The organism is Cryobacterium arcticum, from assembly GCF_003185895.1.
Classification (GTDB): domain Bacteria; phylum Actinomycetota; class Actinomycetes; order Actinomycetales; family Microbacteriaceae; genus Cryobacterium; species Cryobacterium arcticum.
This window is the reverse complement of the sequence record NZ_QHLY01000010.1, coordinates 1-18,949: the sequence shown is the minus strand read 5'-3', so window position 1 is coordinate 18,949 and position 18,949 is coordinate 1. Positions and strand designations below refer to the sequence as shown.

General features: G+C 68.2%; 17 protein-coding genes. 15 read left to right on the top strand and 2 right to left on the bottom strand.

Annotated elements, in window-relative coordinates; translation table 11 throughout:
* Nucleotides 1-2: 2 nt before the first annotated feature.
* Nucleotides 3-2,216, top strand: coding sequence for a phosphate acetyltransferase (gene pta, locus CTB96_RS09290; protein ID WP_110126661.1), 2,214 nt, complete (start codon nucleotides 3-5; stop codon nucleotides 2,214-2,216).
* Nucleotides 2,213-3,406: an acetate/propionate family kinase gene (locus CTB96_RS09285; RefSeq protein WP_110126660.1), complete on the top strand. Its 1,194-nt coding sequence runs from the start codon at nucleotides 2,213-2,215 to the stop codon at nucleotides 3,404-3,406. The genes pta and CTB96_RS09285 overlap by 4 nt, the downstream gene beginning before the upstream one ends.
* A 160-nt stretch (nucleotides 3,407-3,566) precedes the next feature.
* Here the strand turns inward: CTB96_RS09285 and CTB96_RS20500 are convergent, their stop codons facing one another.
* Nucleotides 3,567-3,764: a hypothetical protein gene (locus CTB96_RS20500; protein WP_181397221.1), complete on the bottom strand. Its 198-nt coding sequence runs from the start codon at nucleotides 3,762-3,764 to the stop codon at nucleotides 3,567-3,569.
* Here CTB96_RS20500 and CTB96_RS09280 point away from each other — a divergent pair.
* The 4 genes from CTB96_RS09280 to CTB96_RS20495 all read left to right on the top strand — a co-directional run bounded on the left by CTB96_RS09280 (nucleotide 3,733) and on the right by CTB96_RS20495 (nucleotide 6,364).
* Entirely contained in the window at nucleotides 3,733-4,350 is a 618-nt protein-coding gene (locus tag CTB96_RS09280; protein WP_248283305.1) for a DMT family transporter, read from the top strand. The genes CTB96_RS20500 and CTB96_RS09280 overlap by 32 nt on opposite strands.
* Before the next feature lie 82 nt (nucleotides 4,351-4,432).
* Complete coding sequence (locus CTB96_RS09275; protein ID WP_110126658.1) at nucleotides 4,433-4,840, top strand: YccF domain-containing protein; 408 nt, start codon at nucleotides 4,433-4,435, stop codon at nucleotides 4,838-4,840.
* 128 nt (nucleotides 4,841-4,968) lie between these two features.
* On the top strand, nucleotides 4,969-5,523 hold the full coding sequence (locus CTB96_RS09270) for a CinA family protein (RefSeq protein WP_219993242.1): 555 nt from the start codon (nucleotides 4,969-4,971) through the stop codon (nucleotides 5,521-5,523).
* A gap of 121 nt (nucleotides 5,524-5,644) precedes the next feature.
* Nucleotides 5,645-6,364: a hypothetical protein gene (locus tag CTB96_RS20495; protein WP_181397213.1), complete on the top strand. Its 720-nt coding sequence runs from the start codon at nucleotides 5,645-5,647 to the stop codon at nucleotides 6,362-6,364.
* A gap of 182 nt (nucleotides 6,365-6,546) precedes the next feature.
* Here CTB96_RS20495 and CTB96_RS09255 read toward each other — a convergent pair whose 3' ends face one another.
* Nucleotides 6,547-7,548, bottom strand: coding sequence for a LacI family DNA-binding transcriptional regulator (locus CTB96_RS09255; protein ID WP_110126654.1), 1,002 nt, complete (start codon nucleotides 7,546-7,548; stop codon nucleotides 6,547-6,549).
* Nucleotides 7,549-7,768: 220 nt separating this feature from the next.
* On the opposite strand from CTB96_RS09255, the gene CTB96_RS09250 reads away from it, so the two are divergent.
* From CTB96_RS09250 to CTB96_RS09210, 9 genes are all read left to right on the top strand, one after another.
* A complete protein-coding gene (locus tag CTB96_RS09250; RefSeq protein WP_110126653.1) occupies nucleotides 7,769-8,698 on the top strand; it encodes a carbohydrate ABC transporter permease in 930 nt (309 codons plus the stop codon).
* 1 nt (nucleotide 8,699) lies between these two features.
* Complete coding sequence (locus tag CTB96_RS09245) at nucleotides 8,700-9,647, top strand: carbohydrate ABC transporter permease (RefSeq protein WP_110126652.1); 948 nt, start codon at nucleotides 8,700-8,702, stop codon at nucleotides 9,645-9,647.
* Nucleotides 9,648-9,761: 114 nt separating this feature from the next.
* A complete protein-coding gene (locus CTB96_RS09240; RefSeq protein ID WP_110126651.1) occupies nucleotides 9,762-11,111 on the top strand; it encodes an ABC transporter substrate-binding protein in 1,350 nt (449 codons plus the stop codon).
* A gap of 95 nt (nucleotides 11,112-11,206) precedes the next feature.
* The gene (gene arfA, locus CTB96_RS09235) at nucleotides 11,207-12,745 is read left to right on the top strand and encodes an arabinosylfuranosidase ArfA (protein WP_219993241.1); all 1,539 of its coding nucleotides are present in this window, start codon (nucleotides 11,207-11,209) and stop codon (nucleotides 12,743-12,745) included.
* Nucleotides 12,742-14,877, top strand: coding sequence for a beta-galactosidase (locus CTB96_RS09230; RefSeq protein ID WP_110126650.1), 2,136 nt, complete (start codon nucleotides 12,742-12,744; stop codon nucleotides 14,875-14,877). Before arfA ends, CTB96_RS09230 begins: the two co-directional genes overlap by 4 nt.
* 1 nt (nucleotide 14,878) lies before the next feature.
* A complete protein-coding gene (locus tag CTB96_RS09225) occupies nucleotides 14,879-16,687 on the top strand; it encodes a glycoside hydrolase family 35 protein (RefSeq protein ID WP_110126649.1) in 1,809 nt (602 codons plus the stop codon).
* A 147-nt stretch (nucleotides 16,688-16,834) separates the two neighbouring features.
* Nucleotides 16,835-17,263, top strand: coding sequence for a hypothetical protein (locus CTB96_RS09220; protein ID WP_110126648.1), 429 nt, complete (start codon nucleotides 16,835-16,837; stop codon nucleotides 17,261-17,263).
* Complete coding sequence (locus tag CTB96_RS09215) at nucleotides 17,260-17,454, top strand: helix-turn-helix transcriptional regulator (RefSeq protein WP_110126647.1); 195 nt, start codon at nucleotides 17,260-17,262, stop codon at nucleotides 17,452-17,454. Before CTB96_RS09220 ends, CTB96_RS09215 begins: the two co-directional genes overlap by 4 nt.
* Nucleotides 17,455-17,704: 250 nt before the next feature.
* Nucleotides 17,705-18,949 (top strand): DNA polymerase III subunit gamma and tau (locus CTB96_RS09210; protein ID WP_427846479.1); only part of this gene is annotated, 1,245 nt, incomplete at its 3' end.

Genomic DNA, 18,949 nt, shown 5'->3' with positions numbered 1-18,949 from the left:
CCGTGGCTCGAAGCATTTACATCACCTCCGCCGAGGGAAATACCGGCAAATCAACAATCGCTCTGGGTGTGCTTGACACCCTGCTGCACTCGGTCGAGCGGGTGGGCGTTTTCCGCCCCATCGCACGGTCGAAGCACAAGCCTGATTACGTGCTGGAACTGCTTCTCAATCACCTCCAGAACGGCACGCCGACCGGTGCGCCGGCCGTGCAGCCGGCGCTGACCTACGACGAGTGCGTCGGGGTCACCTACGACGACGTGCACACCGACCCGGATGCCGCGCTCTCGCGCATCGTCGCCCGTTACAAGGCCGTCGAAGCGAAGTGTGACGCCGTTGTGGTCATCGGCAGTGACTTCACCGACGTGGGCAGCCCCACCGAGCTGGCCTACAACGCCCGAATCGCCGCGAACCTCGGCGTTCCGGTGCTCCTGGTGCTGGCCGGCCGGGTCGCCTACGGCCAGGGCGAGGGCCTGGGCCAGAGCGATCAGCTCGGCCAGAGCGACCCGCGCTCGAGCGAGGACATCCGTCAGCTCACCGACGTGGCGCTGGCCGAACTGCAGTCCGAGCACGTCTCGCTGCTCGGCGTCGTGGTCAACCGGGCCGAACCCGAGAACCTCAACGGCCTCATCGCCGCTGTACGTGAGGGCGTCGACAACATGCCCGTCGAGACGGATGCCGCCCACGCGGCCGTCGTCCCCGTCTGGGCCATCCCCGAAGACGCGTTCCTCGTTGCCCCGAGCATGAAGACCATCCTCGAGGCCACACACGGCACCCTGGTGCAGGGCGACCCCGAGCTGCTCTCCCGCGAAGCGCTCAGCGTGGTCGTCGCCGCGATGTCGATGGTCAACGTGCTGCCGCACCTCACCGAAGGCGCCGTCGTCGTCATCCCCAGCGACCGCCCCGAAGTGCTGCTCGCCGCCCTGATGGCCAACTCCTCTGCCACCTTCCCGTCGCTTGCCGGCGTGGTGCTGGTGGGCGGCTTCGACCTGCCCGAGTCGATCGCCCAGCTGATGAAGGGCCTCGCTCCGTCGGTGCCGATCATCCGCACCGACCTCGCCTCCTACGAAGCTGCCCTGCGCATCACGCACACCCGTGGCCGCCTGGCCGCCGACTCCCAGCGCAAGCACGACACCGCGCTGGCCCTGTTCGAACAGCACGTCGACGGTGCGGCCCTGCTCGACCGGCTCAAGGTGAGCCGCGCCGACGTGATCACCCCGCTGATGTTCGAGTACACCCTGATCGAACGCGCCCGCCAGAACCGGATGCGCATCGTGCTGCCCGAGGGCGACGACGACCGGGTCCTCCGCGCCGCCGCCACCCTGCTGGCGCGCGATGTGGCCGACATCATCATCCTGGGCGAGGACTTCGAGGTGCGTTCGCGTGCCATCGGCCTCGGCCTCGACTTGGCGAAGGCCACCGTCGTCAGCCCGTTCGACGACGTGCTGCGCATGCGCTTCGCCGAGGAATACGCCCGCCTCCGCGCCCACAAGGGCGTCACCATCGACCAGGCCCGCGACGTCGTCACCGACGTCTCGTACTTCGGCACGATGATGGTGCAGCTGGGACTGGCCGACGGCATGGTCTCCGGCGCCTCGCACACCACGGCGCACACCATCCGCCCGAGCTTCGAGATCATCAAGACCCGTCCCGGCGTGTCCGTCGTCTCCAGCGTGTTCCTGATGGCCCTGGCCGACCGGGTGCTCGTCTACGGCGACTGCGCGGTCAACCCCGACCCCACTGCCGCCCAGCTCGCCGACATCGCCATCTCGGCGTCGGAGACGGCCATCGAGTTCGGCATCGAGCCGCGCATCGCGATGCTGTCGTACTCCACCGGCGTCTCCGGCAACGGCGCGGATGTCGAAAAGGTGCGGGAGGCCACCGCGATCGTTCGCGAACGCCGCCCCGACCTGGCCGTCGAAGGCCCGATCCAGTACGACGCCGCAGCGGATGCCGCCGTGGCCGCCGCGAAGATGCCCGAGTCTGCCGTCGCCGGCAAGGCGAACGTCTTCATCTTCCCCGACCTCAACACGGGTAACAACACCTACAAGGCGGTGCAGCGTAGTGCTGGCGCCGTGGCGATCGGCCCCGTCCTGCAGGGCCTGCGCAAACCCATCAACGACCTTTCCAGAGGAGCACTCGTGCAGGACATCGTGAACACCGTGGCGATCACCGCCATCCAGGCTGCATCGCTCGCATCGGTGGTGGCAGCAGTATGACCGCCATCCTCGTCATCAACAGCGGTTCCTCCTCGTTCAAGTACCAGCTGATCGACATCGACACCGAGACCGAACTGGCCGGCGGCCTCGTCGAGCGCATCGGTGAAGCCACCGGGCACGCCCGCCACACCAACACCGCCTCCGACGCCGGCCGCCAGGAAGCCAACCTGCCGATTCCCGACCACACCGCGGGCTTCGAGGTCATGATCGCGGCCTTCGCCGAGCACGGTCCGCAGCTCAGCGAGGCCAACCTCGTCGCCGTGGGTCACCGCGTCGTGCAGGGTGGCAGCATCTTCACCGGCCCGACCGTGATCGACGACGCCGTGCAGCAGCAGATCACCGATCTCGCCGACCTGGCGCCGCTGCACAACCCGGCCCACGTGCAGGCCATCGTCGCCGCGCGCGCGAACTTCCCCGACGTGCCCCACGTCGCCGTGTTCGACACCTCGTTCCACCTCACGATGCCGCCGGCGGCATACACCTACGCGATCGACACCGCGCTGGCCGCCGAGCACAGCATCCGCCGGTACGGTTTCCACGGCACCTCGCACAAGTTCGTGTCAGAGGCCGCTGCCGAGTTCCTCGGCCGCCCGCTGGCCGAGCTCAAGACCATCGTGCTGCACCTCGGCAACGGTGCGTCGGCCACGGCCGTCGACGGTGGCAAGTCGATCGACACCTCGATGGGCCTCACCCCGCTGCAGGGTCTCGTCATGGGCACCCGCTCCGGCGACATCGACCCCGCCGTGCTGTTCCACCTGCACCGCAAGGCCGGCCTGTCGATCGAAGAGCTCGACACCCTGCTGAACAAGAAGAGCGGCATGCTCGGCCTCACCGGCAACGGTGACATGCGCGACGTCGAAGACGCCGCCGTGGCCGGAGACGCCGTGGCGCAGGCCGCGCTCGACGTCTACTACCACCGCATCCGCGGCTATGTGGGCAACTACATCGCCCAGCTCGGCGGCCTCGACGTGATCGTCTTCACCGCCGGTGTCGGCGAGAACTCCGGCATCATCCGTGCCGGCGCCCTGGCCGGCCTCGAAGGCCTCGGCATCGAGATCGACCCGGCTCGCAACGACCCGTTCTCCCGTGTCGCCCGCGTGGTGTCGACGGATGCGTCGCGCGTCACCGTGCTCGTCATCCCCACCAACGAGGAGCTCGAGATCGCCCGCGAATCCCGCGCGGTGATCTAACTCCCCGCGCAGCATCGAGTCACGGACATCCCGCCTTCGTTCCCGGAACGAGGGCGGGATGTCCGCATTTCACCCCGCACGCTGGTCGGGCCCCGTCCGCTGGTCGAACCCCGTCCGCTGGTCGAGCCTGTCGAGACCCCGCGACGTGCCCGCGTATCGGCTACCGCAGCGCCGGATGGCCCGCCGCCGCGGTCGCGAGCAGGCCGCGCAGACGCTGCAGCCCGACATCCGGAGCCGACGAGGCGCGAGTCACTGCCACGTCGTAGCGATACACCGGCTCCGCCAGTTCCAACAGCGTGACTCCGGCCGGCACCGCGAGCATCATCGTGGCGGCCGCGCCGCTGGTCTCGGTGCGCATCGCCGTGGTCGCCTTCGGCGAACGCTTGTCTGTGCTGGCGATGGTCGGCAGCGCGGTCGCGATCGCCGGACTGGCCCTGGTCTGCCTGGCCCGGGCGGGGCTCAGCCTGTCGTCGTCGGTGTGGATCGTGGTGGCCGCCATGGTCGTTCAGGGCATCTACCACCCGCTCACCCGGCCCCTTCTGCGGCGGTACAGCGGGCTCGAGGTCGCCACCTACGGCATGGTCTTCGGCACCGTGATGACGCTACCGGCGGTACCGTTCGGCTGGGACCGGATGCTGGATGCGCCGGCATCCGCCTGGCTGGCCGGGGTGTATCTCGGCCTGCTGCCCTCGGCGCTGGGCTTCGTGCTCTGGGGCTACGCGGTCGCCCGGTTGCCCGTCGCCACGCCGACGTCGCTGCTCTACTTCGTGCCGCCGGTGGCGGTGTTCATCGCCTGGGTGTGGCTGGGCGAGCTGCCCATCGCGGCCGAGTTGCTCGGCGGTGTCATCGTGATCGCTGGTGTCGTCGTGATCTCCCAGGGCGACCGACTGCGCCAGGCCCTGCGGCGAAGCAGCCTTATGCCGGCACGGAGCGGCGAGCGTTAGGACGCTCCTCCTCACCAGACTCTTTCCTTGGAACGAGGTGCACGTCCGACCGGCATCCTGGTGTTTTTGGTAGGGTTCCGGCGTGCGCACACTTCTCAACCTGATCTGGCTCGTGCTCTCCGGCTTCTGGCTCTTCCTGGGCTACGCGGCCGCCGGCATCGTGCTCTGCATCCTCATCATCACGATCCCGTGGGGCATCGCGTCGCTCCGCATCGGCGTCTACGCGCTCTGGCCGTTCGGCCGCACCGTCGTGGCCAAGCCCACCAGCGGCGCCTTCTCCTTCCTCGGCAACGTGATCTGGGTGGTCCTGGCCGGTTGGTGGCTCGCCCTCGCCCACATCGTCTCCGGTATCGCGCTCTGCATCACCATCATCGGCATCCCGCTCGGCATCGCCGACTTCAAGATGGTGCCGATCTCGCTCGCCCCGCTCGGCAAGGAGATCGTGCCCACCGCGGGCGAGTTCGACCGCGCCCGCGCCCGACAGGCGTAGCCGCGTCACCACGCGTCAACACCGAAAACCGGTGTGGGTGTGACGTTTCACTCTGCCGACCCGTCTGAAGTATATGGAGCCACCCGCGCTTGCTGGTGGTCGCCAATGATTACTTAGTGCGGAGAAGCATGTCTATCGAATCTGTTCGAAGCACGTCCAGCCGGCATCACGCGATGCCGTGGGCTGCCGTCGTCGAGCCGAAGAGCGCCGAGGAGCAACGGGCGCAGATTTCAGCGCTGGCCGGACGGATCGGGCTGCTTGCCGCGGCGGACAGATTGACGGTCGTGGTGGCGGAATCGCTGACCGCCGGTCGGATTTCGCAGGCGCTCGGCGCAGTACCGGCCTCAGCGGAGTGGTTCGGTGGAGGCGTGATCGCCTACCAGGATGTGACCCTGCACCGGCTTCTGGGCGTCCAGCCCGGACCGGTGGTCTCCGCGCAGTGTGCGGAACAGACGGCCAGAGCCGTGATGGAGAACGTCGGCGCGGATGTCAGCGTGGCGGTGACCGGGGTCGCCGGTCCGGGACCAGAGGAGGGGCAACCGGCCGGGACCGTGTTCATCAGTGTCAGCACTCGGTCCGCGGTGCGGACCTTTCCCCACCGGTTCGAGGGTTCACCGGAGGCCGTGGTCGCCCTCACCACCATCACTGCGCTGAGGCACCTCAGAGAGGTGCTCCTGGACTAGCCCGGCGAGGCACGAAACAGCGATTATTCGTCACAGTCTGGCCCGACACGAGGGGCAACTTCGGCGCTGACCGCCCACGACGCGTCCGTTACACCCGGCATTACTCACAGAGGAGCATCTCATGACGACCCACGACGACTCAGCCCAGCCGACGCGCCAGCCCGTGCCAGAAGGCACGTCGCCGGCCGGCCCGGCGACGACGCCCGCCGGCACCGCCCCTGCGCCGCTGGCGCGCCCCGCCGACACCACCGCACACCGCACGGGACGTGAAAATGTCGTCGCCCAGGACGTGCACGCGCGGGAGAAGGACGAGTTCGGCGGCATGAAGTTCGGCACCGCCTTCTTCGGCTGGCTCACCGCCACCGGTGCCGCGGTGCTCCTCACGGCGCTGGTCGCCGGTGCGGGCGCTGCCGTCGGCCTGGGCTCGCAGGGCGACCCGGCCAGGGCGAACGCCGCCGCGGCCGAGAACGCCGCGACGGTGGGCCTGGTTGGAGCCATTGCCCTGGGCGTTGTCGTCTTCGTCTCCTACTTCGCCGGCGGCTACGTTGCCGGTCGGATGGCACGGTTCAGCGGTGCCAAGCAGGGCGTCGCGGTCTGGCTTTGGGCGTTGATCGTGGCTGTGATCCTGGCCATCGTCGGCGCAATCGCCGGCAGCCAGTCCACTGTTCTCGCCGACCTGAACAGCTTCCCTCGCATCCCGATCAACGAAGGCGACCTCGCTCTGGGCAGCATCATCACCGCCGTGGTGATCGCCGCTGTCAGCCTCGGCGGCGCCGTTCTCGGCGGTCTCGCCGGGATGCGCTTCCACCGCCGCGTGGACAAGGTCGGACTCGGCCAGTAGGTCGGGGCCAGCCCCGCATCTTCCCGCCGACCGAAGCTCCCACGGTCTACTGCTGAGCGCCGAGCCGCCCGCGCCCGACGCCCGCCGGGTCGCCCGACTGTGTGTGGGCGACTGTGTCCCATGCGGACAAAAGGTCCCGGTGTGCCGGGGGTGCAATTGTCCGTCTGGGGAACAGTGACGGTCTAGGCGAGCCCGGGCGGAGGCGGGGGAGCGGTACTGGCGCGCAGCACGAGGTGGGTGGGCACGATGGTGGTGCCGGGCACGGATGCGCTGGGCGAGTCGATCTGGCGCAGCAGCTTCTCGATGCACAGCCGCCCCACCTGGCCGAAGTCCTGGTGCACGGTGGTCAGCGGCGGCCAGAAGGCATCCGCCTCGCGCATGTCGTCGAAGCCGACCACGCTCACCTCGGCCGGCACCGACCGGCCGGCCTCGTGCAGCGCGCGCATCACACCGAGCGCCATCTGGTCGTTGGAGGCGAAGACCGCCGTGACCTCGGGGTTCGCGGCCAGGGCTACGCCGTGCACGTAGCCGCTCGCCGCGTTCCAGTCGCCCTCGAGCACCGGTGGCACCGGGGCGCCGGCCGCCTTGAGGGTGTTGCGCCAGGACGCTGTGCGGCGCCCGGCCGAGAAGGAGGATTCCGGGCCGGCGATGTGCCAGACCGTCTTGTGGCCGAGGTCGAGCAGGTGCTGGGTGGCCAGCCGGGCGCCCTCGGTCTGGTCGGTGTCGACCACGGTGTAGCGGGCGCCGGCGTCGGAGTCGACGATCACGACCGGCAGCCCGGTGGGCACGGTCACGTCGATCCGGTCGAGCATGTGCGCTTCCATGATGATCACGATGCCGTCGACGGCCTGCTCAGCGAGCCGGTTCACGGCCCCAGCGACCGCGCCCTGGGTGGGCAGCGCCACCGGGATGAGCGTGATCGAGTAGCCGGCCTCGGCGGCGGCCATGGCCACGGCGTCAAGGGTTCGCATGTTGCCGAAGCTCGACAGGGTGAACATGATCACGCCGATGGTGCTGAACTTGCCAGACTTGAGCGCCCGGGCGGCGCTGTTGGGCCGGTAGCCGATCTCGTCCATCGCGGCGAGCACCCGGTCTCGGGTATCGGCGTCGACGTTGCTGCGGCCGTTCACCACCCGCGAGACGGTTTGGGAGGAGACGCCGGCCAGGGCCGCGACATCCGCCATCGAAGGCAGGCGCTGCACACTACGGGTGGGGGGAGCGACGGGTACGCCGGAGACCGCACTGTCGCCTGGGCTGATCGTTGCCACGTGGACCTCCTGGGTCCGAGATAAATTTCCAGATGTTTACGTAAACATGCTAGCGTGCTGGTACGCCATGTTTACGTAAACATGGCGGGTTGTTCCACCATCCATCGCATCACACTACCGAGCCAGAGAAACAGGCATGACGACGCTGTCAACACTCCCCCCTAGTGGCCAGACACTTTCGAAACCCCGTAAGCCGCACGTGCAGAAGCGCGACTGGACCGGCTGGAAGTTCATCGGCCCGTTCATGATCGTCTTCGCGCTCGTGCTCATCGCGCCGGTGCTGTACTCGATCTACCTGAGCTTCTTCAAGGACCAGCTCGTCGGAGGCAACTCCTTCGTCGGCTTCGAGAACTACGGCCAGGCGCTCACCGACCCGAAGTTCTGGGAATCGATGGGCCGGGTCACCCTGTTCTTCGTCGTGCAGGTGCCGATCATGCTCGGCATCGCACTCTTCGCCGCCCTCGCCATCGACAGTGCCCGCCTGCACCTGTCCAGCTTCTTCCGCATCGCGATCTTCCTGCCGTACGCGGTTCCCGCCGTGGTCGCCACGCTTATGTGGGGCTTCATGTACGGCACCAAGTTCGGCCTGGTCGGCAACCTCAACGACTTCTTCAACATCGCCATCCCCGACCCGCTGTCCAGCAGCTGGGTGCTCGCGTCGATCGGCAACATCGTCACCTGGGAATTCATCGGCTACAACATGATCCTGTTCTATGCCGCCCTCCGAGTCATCCCCACCGACCTCTACGAGGCCGCGTCGCTCGACGGCGCCAACGCGTTCCGCATCATCCGAAGCATCAAGATGCCCGCGCTGCGGCCCGCGATCGTGATCGGCGGCATCTTCAGCGTCATCGGCAGCTTCCAGCTCTTCAACGAGCCGAGCATCCTGCAGTCGCTGGCGCCCAACACCATCTCCACCTACTTCTCGCCGAACATGTACGCCTACAACCTGTCGTTCTCCGGTCAGCAGTACAACTACTCGGCCACCATCGCGATCATCGTCGGCCTCATCACCGCCGTCATCGCCTACATCGTGCAGAACTCCGGTTCCAGGAAGGAGGCCTGACATGTCGACGACTGACCAGACCCTCGCACCCGCCGAAAAGGCGAAAGCCCCGCGGATGTCGCGCTACACCAGTGAGAAGAAGGCCGGCAAGTCCAACCAGGGCCTGCACACCAAGAAGTCGATCATCCTCACGGTGATCATGGGCGCACTGCTCATCTACAGCCTGCTGCCCCTGTTCTGGCTCTTCGTGAACTCCACCAAGACCCAGGCCGAGCTGCTCAACTCGTTCGGCCTCTGGTTCTCCGGCCCGAACGCGCTTTGGGACAACATCGTGGCCACCCTCAGCTACAACGACGGTGTCTTCGTACGTTGGTTCGGCAACACCTTGCTCTACGTCGTCGTCGGCGCCGGCGGCGCCACCTTCCTGGCAGCCCTCGGCGGCTACGGCCTGGCCAAGTTCAACTTCCCCGGCAAGAAGGCCGTGTTCGCGGTCGTGCTCGGCGCCGTCGCCATCCCGGGTACGGCCCTCGCGGTGCCGACCTTCCTCATGTTCAGCCAGATGGGCCTCACGAACACCCCGTGGGCTGTCATCCTGCCGTCGCTGATCAGCCCGTTCGGCTTGTACCTGATCTGGACCTACGCCCTCGACGCCGTGCCCACTGAGGTGCTCGAGGCCGCCCGGATGGATGGCTCTGGCGAGTTCCGCACCTTCTTCACCATCTCGCTCAAGCTGTTGGCGCCCGGGCTGGTCACGGTGCTGCTCTTCACGCTCGTGGCCACCTGGAACAACTACTTCCTGCCCCTGATCATGCTCAGCGAACCCACCTGGTACCCGCTGACCGTTGGCCTGAACCAGTGGAACCAGCAGGCGCAGACGGTGGGCGGCGACGTCATCTACAACCTCGTCATCACCGGCTCGCTGCTCACGATCGTGCCGATCGTCGTGGCGTTCCTCTTCCTGCAGCGCTACTGGCAGTCCGGCCTCGCGGCCGGCTCCGTCAAGGCGTAGCCCCCAATCTTTCCCGACCGTCTTACCCGTTTCACCGGCTTGCCCTGCACCAACCGCATCATCCCGCACGCAGTAACGCACCATCTCCGTTTACAAGGAAGTGAAAGGCATCTCATGAAAGCAACACCCAGCACCCTGCGCCGCACAGCAGCCGTCGTGGCTACCGGCCTGGCCCTCAGCCTGACCCTCGCCGCCTGCTCCGGCGGCGGAGCCGGCTCGGCCGAGACCGGCAACGCCGACGACATCGCCGCAGCGCTCAAGGAGAAGTCCACCATCACCGTCTGGGCCTGGGCCCCGGCTGTTGAGGACATCGCCACGGCGTTCGAGAAGGAAAACCCGAACGTGACCGTGAAGGTCGTCAACGCCGGAACCGGCAATGACCAGTACATCAAGCTGCAGAACGCGATCAAGGCCGGCTCCGGCGCCCCCGACGTGGCCCAGATCGAGTACTACGCCCTGCCACAGTTCGCGCTCTCCGACTCCCTCGCCGACCTCACCGACTTCGGCTTCGACGAGTACGCGTCCGAGTACACCGACAGCACCTGGGGCTCGGTCAACATCGGCGACGGCATCTACGCCCTCCCGCAGGACTCCGGCCCCATGGCCATGTTCTACAACAAGGCTGTCTTCGACCAGTACGGCCTCACCGTGCCCACCACCTGGGACGAGTACATCGCCACGGCCGAGAAGCTGCACACCGCCAACCCGGATGCCTACATCACCAACGACACCGGTGACGCGGGCTTCGCCACCAGCATGATCTGGCAGGCCGGCGGCCAGCCGTACACCACCAAGGACTCCACCGACGTCACCATCAACCTGCAGGACGAGGGGTCGAAGAAGTTCGCCGACACCTGGAACCAGCTGCTCGACAACGACCTCCTCGCGGCCACGCCGAGCTGGAGCGACGAGTGGTACAAGGGCCTGGGCGACGGCACCATCGCCACCCTCAACATCGGCGCCTGGATGCCCGGCAACCTGGAATCCGGCGTGCCGGAAGCTGCCGGTGACTGGCGCGTAGCCCCGCTGCCCACCTACACGGCCGGCGACACCGCCAGCGCCGAGAACGGTGGTGGTGGCGACGCCATCCTCAAGCAGAGCAAGAACAAGCTCGTCGCGGCCGCCTTCCTGCAGTACATGAACGAGGGCGAAGGCACCCAGATCTCGATCGACGCCGGCGGCTTCCCGTCGACCGTCGCTGACCTGAACTCCGACGAATTCCTCGGCTACGAGAGCGACTACTTCGGCGGCCAGAAGATCAACGAGGTGCTCGTGCAGTCGGCCGAGGACGTCGTTCCCGGTTGGAGCTACCTGCCGTTCCAGGTCTACTCGAACAGCATCTTCTCCGACACCGTCGGCCAGTCCTACGCCGACAAGGGCGACATCAACGAGGGCCTGACCGCGTGGCAGAAGGCCACCGCCTCCTACGGCAACGAGCAGGGCTTCACCGTCACCGAGAAGTAAACACCAGCTCAACAACCGCACCACCCCAGGAGGGTGAGCCTGGCCGACCAGACTCACCCTCCTGCTGTACCTCCGACCTGAATAGGATCTCCTTCGTGTTTCACGCCCGGCTCAGCATCACCCGTGACGACGTCGTTGCGCCCGTCTCATCTCGACTCTTCGGCTCCTTCGTGGAGCACATGGGCCGGTCGGTGTACACCGGCATCTACGAACCCGGCCACCCCACCGCCGACGCGGATGGCTTCCGCCACGACGTGCTCGACCTGGTGCGGGAACTCGCCCCCAGCCTGATCCGCTATCCCGGCGGCAACTTCGTCTCCGGCTTCCGTTGGGAAGACAGCGTCGGCCCCGTGGCCGAGCGCCCCGTGCGTCTCGACCTGGCCTGGCACAGCGTGGAAACCAACGAGGTCGGCCTGCACGAATTCGCCGGCTGGGCCGAGGCCGCCGGCGTCGAGGTGATGCAGGCGGTGAACCTGGGCACCCGGGGCATCGCGGATGCCGCGGCCCTGCTGGAATACTCCAACCACCCGGGCGGCACCGCCCTCAGCGACCAGCGCCGGGCCAACGGCAACACCGAACCGTTCGGCATCCGCGTGTGGTGCCTGGGCAACGAGATGGACGGCCCGTGGCAGATCGGCCACAAGACCGCCGAGGAGTACGGCCGGCTGGCCGCCGAGACCGCCCGGGTGATGAAGTGGGTCGACCCCACCATCGAACTCGTCGTCGCCGGCAGCTCCAACGCCGAGATGCCCACCTTCGGCAGCTGGGAACGCACCGTGCTCGAGCACACCGCTGAGCTCGTCGACCACATCTCCCTGCACGCCTACTACGAGGAGAAGCCCGGCGACCTCGGCAGCTTCCTCGCCTCCGGCGTGAGCCTGGACCGGTTCATCAGCGATGTCGCGCAGATCATCGACGAGGTCACCGTGGAGCAGGGGCTCGACAAGCAGATCGGCATCAGTGTCGACGAGTGGAACGTCTGGTACCAGACCCGGTTCAACGAGGTCGACAAGGAACCGCTCTTCACCGGCGACTGGAACGCCCGGCCGCGCCTGATCGAAGACGAGTACAACGTCAGCGACGCCGTGGTCGTGGGTTCGCTCCTGATGTCGCTGCTGCGCAACAGCGACCGGGTCACCATGGCCAACCTCGCCCAGCTGGTGAACGTGATCGCGCCCATCCGCTCCGAGCCCGCCGGTCCGGCCTGGCGCCAGACCACCTTCTTTCCGTTCGCCCTCACCGCCGCCGCCGCCCGCGGTGATGTGCTCGGCGTCACCATCCACTCCGACACCTACGACACCATCGAGCACGGCGCGGTCGACCTCGTCGACGCCGCCGTCACAGCCACCGACGAGGAGATCGTCCTGTTCCTCGTCAACCGTTCCAGCGACGATTCGCTCACCCTCGAGGTCGACCTGGCCGGCGCCCCCGTCGTCTCGGTGCTCTCGGCACAGAGCCTGCACGCACCGGAGGGCGGCGATCGGTTCGCCACGAACGCGGCGGACCATCAAGACACGGTGCATCCGGTGGCATTGACGGATGTGACGCTGGCCGACGACGGCACCGCCGCGACCGTGGTTCTGCCCGCCCTGTCCTGGTCGATCGTTCGCCTCTCCGCCCGGAGTGCAGCATGAGCGGCCTGAGCTCGACCAGCGAAGCACCCCGCTGGGTGCGCTGGCCCGAGGCGCACACCCTCGCCGACGGCACCGAGAGCCTGCCCGCCGGCGCCGCCCGCATCGGCTACGGCGCCGACTACAACCCTGAGCAGTGGCCCGAAGAGGTCTGGGCCGACGACGTGCGCCTGATGCGCGAGGCCGGCGTGAACATCGTCAGCGTCGGCATCTTCTCCTGGGCGCTGCTGCAGCCCACGATCGACAGCTGGGATTTCGGTTGGCTCGACCGCGCCATCGACCTGCTGCACGCCAACGGCATCGCCGTGGACCTGGCCACCGCCACCGCCAGCCCGCCGCCGTGGCTCACCGAGGCGCACCCCGAGGTGCTGCCGGTGAACCGGGTCGGGGAGACCATCTGGCCTGGCGGCCGCCAGCAGTGGCGCCCCACCTCGCCCGTCTTCCGCCGCTATGCGCTCGCGCTGGTGGAGAAGATGGCCATGCGTTACGCCGACCACCCCGCCCTGTCGATGTGGCACATCAGCAACGAACTCGGCTGCCACAACGTCTACGACTACTCGGATGACGCCGCGAGCGCCTTCCGTGACTGGCTCGAGGTCCGCTACGGCTCGCTCGCCGAACTCAACCGGGCCTGGGGCACCGCATTCTGGTCGCAGAACTACTCCACCTGGAACCAGATCCTGCCGCCGCGCCTGGCCGCGACGCATCCCAACCCCACCCAACAGCTCGACTTCGCCCGGTTCTCCAGCGACGCCCTCAAACAGTACCTGGTCGCCGAACGCGAGATCCTGCGCCAGGTGACCCCCGAGGTGCCGATCACCACGAACTTCATGGTGATGGGCGAGACCCGCGGCATGGACTACGCCGACTGGGCCGCCGAGGTCGACGTGGTCTCCAACGACCACTACCTGCTCGTGGCCGACCCGACCGCGTTCGAGGAGCTCTCGTTCTCGGCCAACCTCACCGGTCAGATCGCCGGCCGGGCGCCGTGGTTCCTGATGGAGCACTCCACCAGCGCCGTCAACTGGCAGCCGGTGAACCAGGCCAAGACGCCCGGTCAGCTCCGCCGCGACAGCCTCACCCACCTGGCGCACGGTGCCGACGCGATCTGCTTCTTCCAGTGGCGACAGTCCCTGGCCGGCGCCGAGAAGTTCCACTCCGCGATGCTGCCGCACGCGGGGGAGAACAGCGCCGTGTTCCGCAGCGTGTCCCGCTTCGGCGGCGAACTCGGCACCCTGGCCGAGGTAGCCGGCAGCCGCACCAAGCAGGCCCGCATCGGCATCCTTTTCGACTGGGACTCCTGGTGGGCCTCCGAACTGGACTCGCACCCCACCGAACTGCTGCGCTACAAGGCCGAGGCCATGGCCTGGTACACCGCCGCGCTCGCGAACGGCCTGCAGGCCGACATCGTGCCGGCCCGGTCGGTGCTGAACGGGCACGGCCTGGCCGGGTACGACCTCGTGATCGCGCCGATGCTCTACATCGTGCCGCAGCCGCTGGCGGATGCCCTGGCCGACTACAGCCGATCCGGCGGCCACCTCGTGGTCGGCGTGTTCTCCGGCATCGCCGACGCCGACGACCACATCCACCCCGGCGGCTACCCGGGCGCGTTCCGGGAGCTACTCGGTGTGCGCGCCGAGGAGTTCGGCGGCCTGCTGCCCGAGCAGACCGTGCGTCTCTCCGGCGACCTGCCCGGAACCGGCTCGCTCCTCACCCACGACGTCTCGGTCGAAACCGATGTCGACGTGCTCGCGCGCTTCGACGACGGCCCGTTCGCCGGCGTGCCCGCGATCACCAGCCGGGCAGTCGGCACCGGCCGGGCCAGCTTCGTCGCCACCGTGCTCGACCAGGTCGCCCTCGTGGCCGTGGTCGGCCGGTTCGCCGCGGATGCCGGCATCCGCTCACCGCTGCCCGCCGGAGTGCGCGGCAGCGTGCAGCTCGCCGTGCGGCAGAGCGGCACCGCCGAGTACCTCTTCTACATCAACCACACCGCGCAGGTGGTGACCGTGCCGGTGGCCGCGACCGACGGCAGCCTCACCGCCGTCGACCTCGGCGGCAGCACCCTCACCGCCGAGGCACTCACCCTGCCGGCCACCGGCGTCGCCGTACTGCGCCGCGCCCGAACGGAGGCCTGACATGGCTGATCTGTCCACCGGGCCCACCCCGGGCGACTTCGCCATCGGCGACACTGATTTCCTGCTGAACGGCGAGCCGTTCCGGGTGCTCGCCGGCGCCATCCACTATTTCAGGGTGCACCCCGATCACTGGGCCGACCGCATCCACAAGGCGCGCCTGATGGGGCTCAACACCATCGAGACCTACGTCGCCTGGAACGCGCACTCGCCCACCCGCGGCGGCTTCGACACCACCGGCCAGCTCGATCTGGCCCGGTTCCTCGACCTCATCGCCGCCGAGGGCATGTACGCCATCGTGCGGCCCGGCCCGTTCATCTGCGCCGAGTGGGACAACGGCGGACTGCCCGGCTGGCTGTTCACCGACCCCGCCGTGGGCGTGCGCCGCAACGAACCGCTCTACATGGCGGCGGTGGCCGAGTACTTCGACCAGCTGCTGCCGATCGTGGCGTCGCGACAGATCGACCGGGGCGGCCCCGTCATCCTGGTGCAGATCGAGAACGAATACGGCGCCTACGGCGACGACAAGAGCTACCTGCAGGCGCTCGTCGAACTCAACCGGGCCGGCGGCATTACGGTGCCGCTCACCACCATCGACCAGCCCACCGACCAGATGCTCGCCGACGGCAGCCTGCCCGAGCTGCACAAGACCGGCTCCTTCGGTTCCCGCGCCACCGAGCGGCTCGCCACCCTGCGCCGGCACCAACCGACCGGCCCGCTGATGTGCGCCGAGTTCTGGAACGGCTGGTTCGACCACTGGGGCGCGCACCACCACACCACCTCCGCCGAAGAGAGCGCCCGCGAACTCGACGACCTGCTCGCCACCGGCGCCAGCGTCTCCCTCTATATGTTCACCGGCGGCACCAACTTCGGCTTCACAAACGGCGCCAACGACAAGGGCGTCTTCCAGCCCACCGTCACCTCCTACGATTACGACGCGCCCCTCTCGGAGAGCGGCGAGGTGACCGCGAAGTACCTTGCCTTCCGCGACGTGCTGGCCAAGTACGCGCCGGTGACCGGGGAGCTGCCCGCGCCGCCCGCGCCCGCGCCGACCTTCACGGTAGCGCTGAACGAATCGGTGTCGATCTGGGACGCCCTGCCCGAACTGGGCGACCTGTCGGAGGTGCCGGTCGCAGAGCTGCCCAGCATGGATGCCCTCGGTCAGTACACCGGGTTCGCCCTGTACCGCAGCCGGCTGGCGCCGGACTCGCGCGTGCTCTCGTTCGGCGAGGTCCGCGACCGGGCCCAGGTCTTCGTTGACGGCGCTGCCGTCGGCGTGCTGCAGCGCGACCACCACGATCGCACCATCGGCCTGCCCGCGGGGGAATGCCTCGACCTGCTGGTGGAGGACCAGGGCCGGGTGAACTACGGCCCGCGCATCGGCGAGGACAAGGGCCTGATCGGCCCGGCAACGCTCGACGGCGCCGCGCTCACCGGCTGGCAGGTGCTTCCGTTGGATGTGGACGGCTTCGTCGCCGCGGGCAGCGCGCTGTTCGACGCGCATCCGCTGCGCCGCGGAGCGGTCGGCACCGAGGGCAGTTCGCTCAGCGGGCCCGCGTTCGCGCGCGGCCGGTTCGACGCCGAGCCCGGGGTGGACCTGTTCCTCAGCACCGCCGGGTGGGGCAAGGGCCAGGCCTGGATCAACGGGTTCAACCTCGGCCGGTTCTGGGACCGCGGCCCGCAGACCACCCTCTACGTGCCTGGTCCCGTGCTGCGGGCGTCGAACGAGCTGGTGATTCTCTGCCTGCACGGCACCGAGAGCACGCTCGCCTCGTTCACGGCGCGCCCCGACCTCGGCCACACCGACTTCTAGGGACCGCCCGCCTCCGTATGGCCCGTACCGCCCAACTGTTACCCGAGCGGCAACAGTTGCTCCGTGCCTCCAGCGACATGTAAAGGTCACTTTCCAATAGGGTGGAAAGTGACCTTTACACATTGGTCGTCAGGTCAGGAGTTCGTCATGAAAGTCCGGTTTCGCTACATCGCCTACATCGCCGTGTTCGTCGTCATCGCCGGAACGGTGGGCGCGTTCGCGGGCGTGGCGCGAGATGCCGATGTCGCGCCATGGGTACCCATCGCTCTCATGGTGTTGCAGTTCCTCGTGGTCGTCGGCGGCGGCCTCGGCATCAATGTGCTTCGCCGGCGTACCGAGCGCCGCGAACTGACGTCGGCCCCGGACAGTTTCGAGCGCCAGGCGGCCACGCAGGCCCAGGCCAAAGCGTTTCTCGACCTGCTGATTCTCACCCTCGTCGCGGGAGGCCTGTTCGTGGTGTTCCCCACCCAGACGAATCCGGCCTGGGTCCTGATCGGCCTGGTCGTGGTGCTGGTCGGGGACTTCTGGGTGCGCTATGCGGTGATCACGACGTCTGCCGCGAAGGCCGCCGAGTGAGGAACCACGTCGAGGCGCTGCGGCGCGAACGCAAGTGGTCGCAGGAGGCTCTGGGAGCAGAGGTGGGGGTGTCCAGACAGACCGTGAACGCCATCGAAGCGGGCCGGTTCAATCCCAGCCTTCCCCTGGCGCTGCGGCTCGCCCGATTGTTCGAAAAACCCGTGGAAGAGATCTTCTTCGACGAAGACTGACGGCGGCGCCCACGAGCCCACCGCCACCCTCACGTAAAGCACCCCACACCCCGCGAAAGCGGGGAAGCGGTTGCTTCGCGCTCACTGAAGCAACCATCTGACCGCTCTCGCTCACGGATGGCCGATTGGCACCGAGGGGAGGGCGTCCGCCCCTGGGGAGGAACCGATCGGCGTGTCAGTGGCAGCAAGTACGATTGACCTCGTGGTTACCGCCCTGTATCGCCGTTACCGGCCAGAGACTTTTGCCGAAATGATCGGTCAGTCCCAGGTGACCGATCCGCTCATGACCGCCCTGCGCACCAACAGGGTCAATCATGCCTACCTCTTCAGCGGACCGCGCGGCTGTGGCAAGACCACATCAGCGCGAATCCTGGCCCGCTGCCTCAACTGCGCCGAGGGCCCCACCGACACTCCCTGCGGCGTCTGCCCCAGCTGTGTCGAACTCTCCCGCGACGGCAGCGGCTCCCTCGACGTGGTCGAGATCGACGCCGCCAGCCACAACGGTGTCGACGACGCCCGCGACATCCGCGAGCGCGCCATCTTCGCGCCGGCCCGCGACCGCTACAAGATCTTCATCCTCGACGAGGCGCACATGGTCACCCCGCAGGGCTTCAATGCGCTGCTGAAGATCGTGGAAGAGCCGCCGGAACACGTGAAGTTCATCTTCGCGACCACCGAGCCCGAGAAGGTCATCGGCACCATCCGTTCGCGCACCCACCACTACCCGTTCCGGCTGGTGCCGCCCGCGCCCATGCTCGATTACGTGCAGCAGCTCTGCGACAGCGAACACATGACGGTGGCTCCGGGCGTGCTGCCGCTCGTGGTGCGCGCCGGCGGCGGCTCACCCCGCGACACCCTCTCGCTGCTCGACCAGCTGATGGCCGGCTCCGAGACCGAGTCGATCGAGTACGAACGGGCCGTTGCCCTGCTCGGTTACACCAACGCGGCCCTGCTCGACGACGCCATCGACGCCATCGCCGCCCGGGATTCCGCCTCGGCGTTCGACGCCGTCGACCGGGTCATCCAGACCGGCCAGGACCCGCGCCGCTTCGTCGAAGACCTGCTCGAGCGCACCCGCGACCTCATCATCGTGGCTGCCACCAGCGCCGCCGGGGCCGCCGCGGTGCTGCGCGGGGTGCCGCAGGACGAACTCGACCGCATGGGTGTGCAGGCCGCCAAGTTCGGCCCGGCCGAACTCAGCCGCACCGCTGACATCCTCAATGCCGCCCTCACCGAGATGACCGGCGCCACCTCGCCGCGCCTGCACCTCGAACTCATGATCGCGCGCGTGCTGATCCCGGCCGCCGACGACAGCACCCGCGGCGCCCTTGCCCGGGTGGAGCGCCTCGAACGCCGCATCGGCCTCGACGGCGGCCCGGTGGATGCATCCGCCGCTGCTGCTCCGGCCGTCCCGGCTGCCCGCCCGGCCGTTGCGCCCCCGACCGCGCCCGCGGTTCCGGCGGCCGCGCCGACGGTCGGCGTTCCGGCAGCGACC

Excerpts from the sequence above, each read along its gene's own strand:
- CTB96_RS09230 (WP_110126650.1), top strand. The coding sequence starts at position 12,742 with ATGAGCGGCCTGAGCTCGACCAGCGAAGCACCCCGCTGGGTGCGCTGG.
- CTB96_RS09255 (WP_110126654.1), bottom strand. The coding sequence starts at position 7,548 with ATGGCGGATGTCGCGGCCCTGGCCGGCGTCTCCTCCCAAACCGTCTCG.
- CTB96_RS09220 (WP_110126648.1), top strand. The coding sequence starts at position 16,835 with ATGAAAGTCCGGTTTCGCTACATCGCCTACATCGCCGTGTTCGTCGTC.
- CTB96_RS09270 (WP_219993242.1), top strand. The coding sequence starts at position 4,969 with ATGTCTATCGAATCTGTTCGAAGCACGTCCAGCCGGCATCACGCGATG.
- CTB96_RS09240 (WP_110126651.1), top strand. The coding sequence starts at position 9,762 with ATGAAAGCAACACCCAGCACCCTGCGCCGCACAGCAGCCGTCGTGGCT.
- CTB96_RS09245 (WP_110126652.1), top strand. The coding sequence starts at position 8,700 with ATGTCGACGACTGACCAGACCCTCGCACCCGCCGAAAAGGCGAAAGCC.
- CTB96_RS09285 (WP_110126660.1), top strand. The coding sequence starts at position 2,213 with ATGACCGCCATCCTCGTCATCAACAGCGGTTCCTCCTCGTTCAAGTAC.
- CTB96_RS09250 (WP_110126653.1), top strand. The coding sequence starts at position 7,769 with ATGACGACGCTGTCAACACTCCCCCCTAGTGGCCAGACACTTTCGAAA.
- CTB96_RS20495 (WP_181397213.1), top strand. The coding sequence starts at position 5,645 with ATGACGACCCACGACGACTCAGCCCAGCCGACGCGCCAGCCCGTGCCA.
- CTB96_RS09225 (WP_110126649.1), top strand. The coding sequence starts at position 14,879 with ATGGCTGATCTGTCCACCGGGCCCACCCCGGGCGACTTCGCCATCGGC.
- CTB96_RS20500 (WP_181397221.1), bottom strand. The coding sequence starts at position 3,764 with ATGCGCACCGAGACCAGCGGCGCGGCCGCCACGATGATGCTCGCGGTG.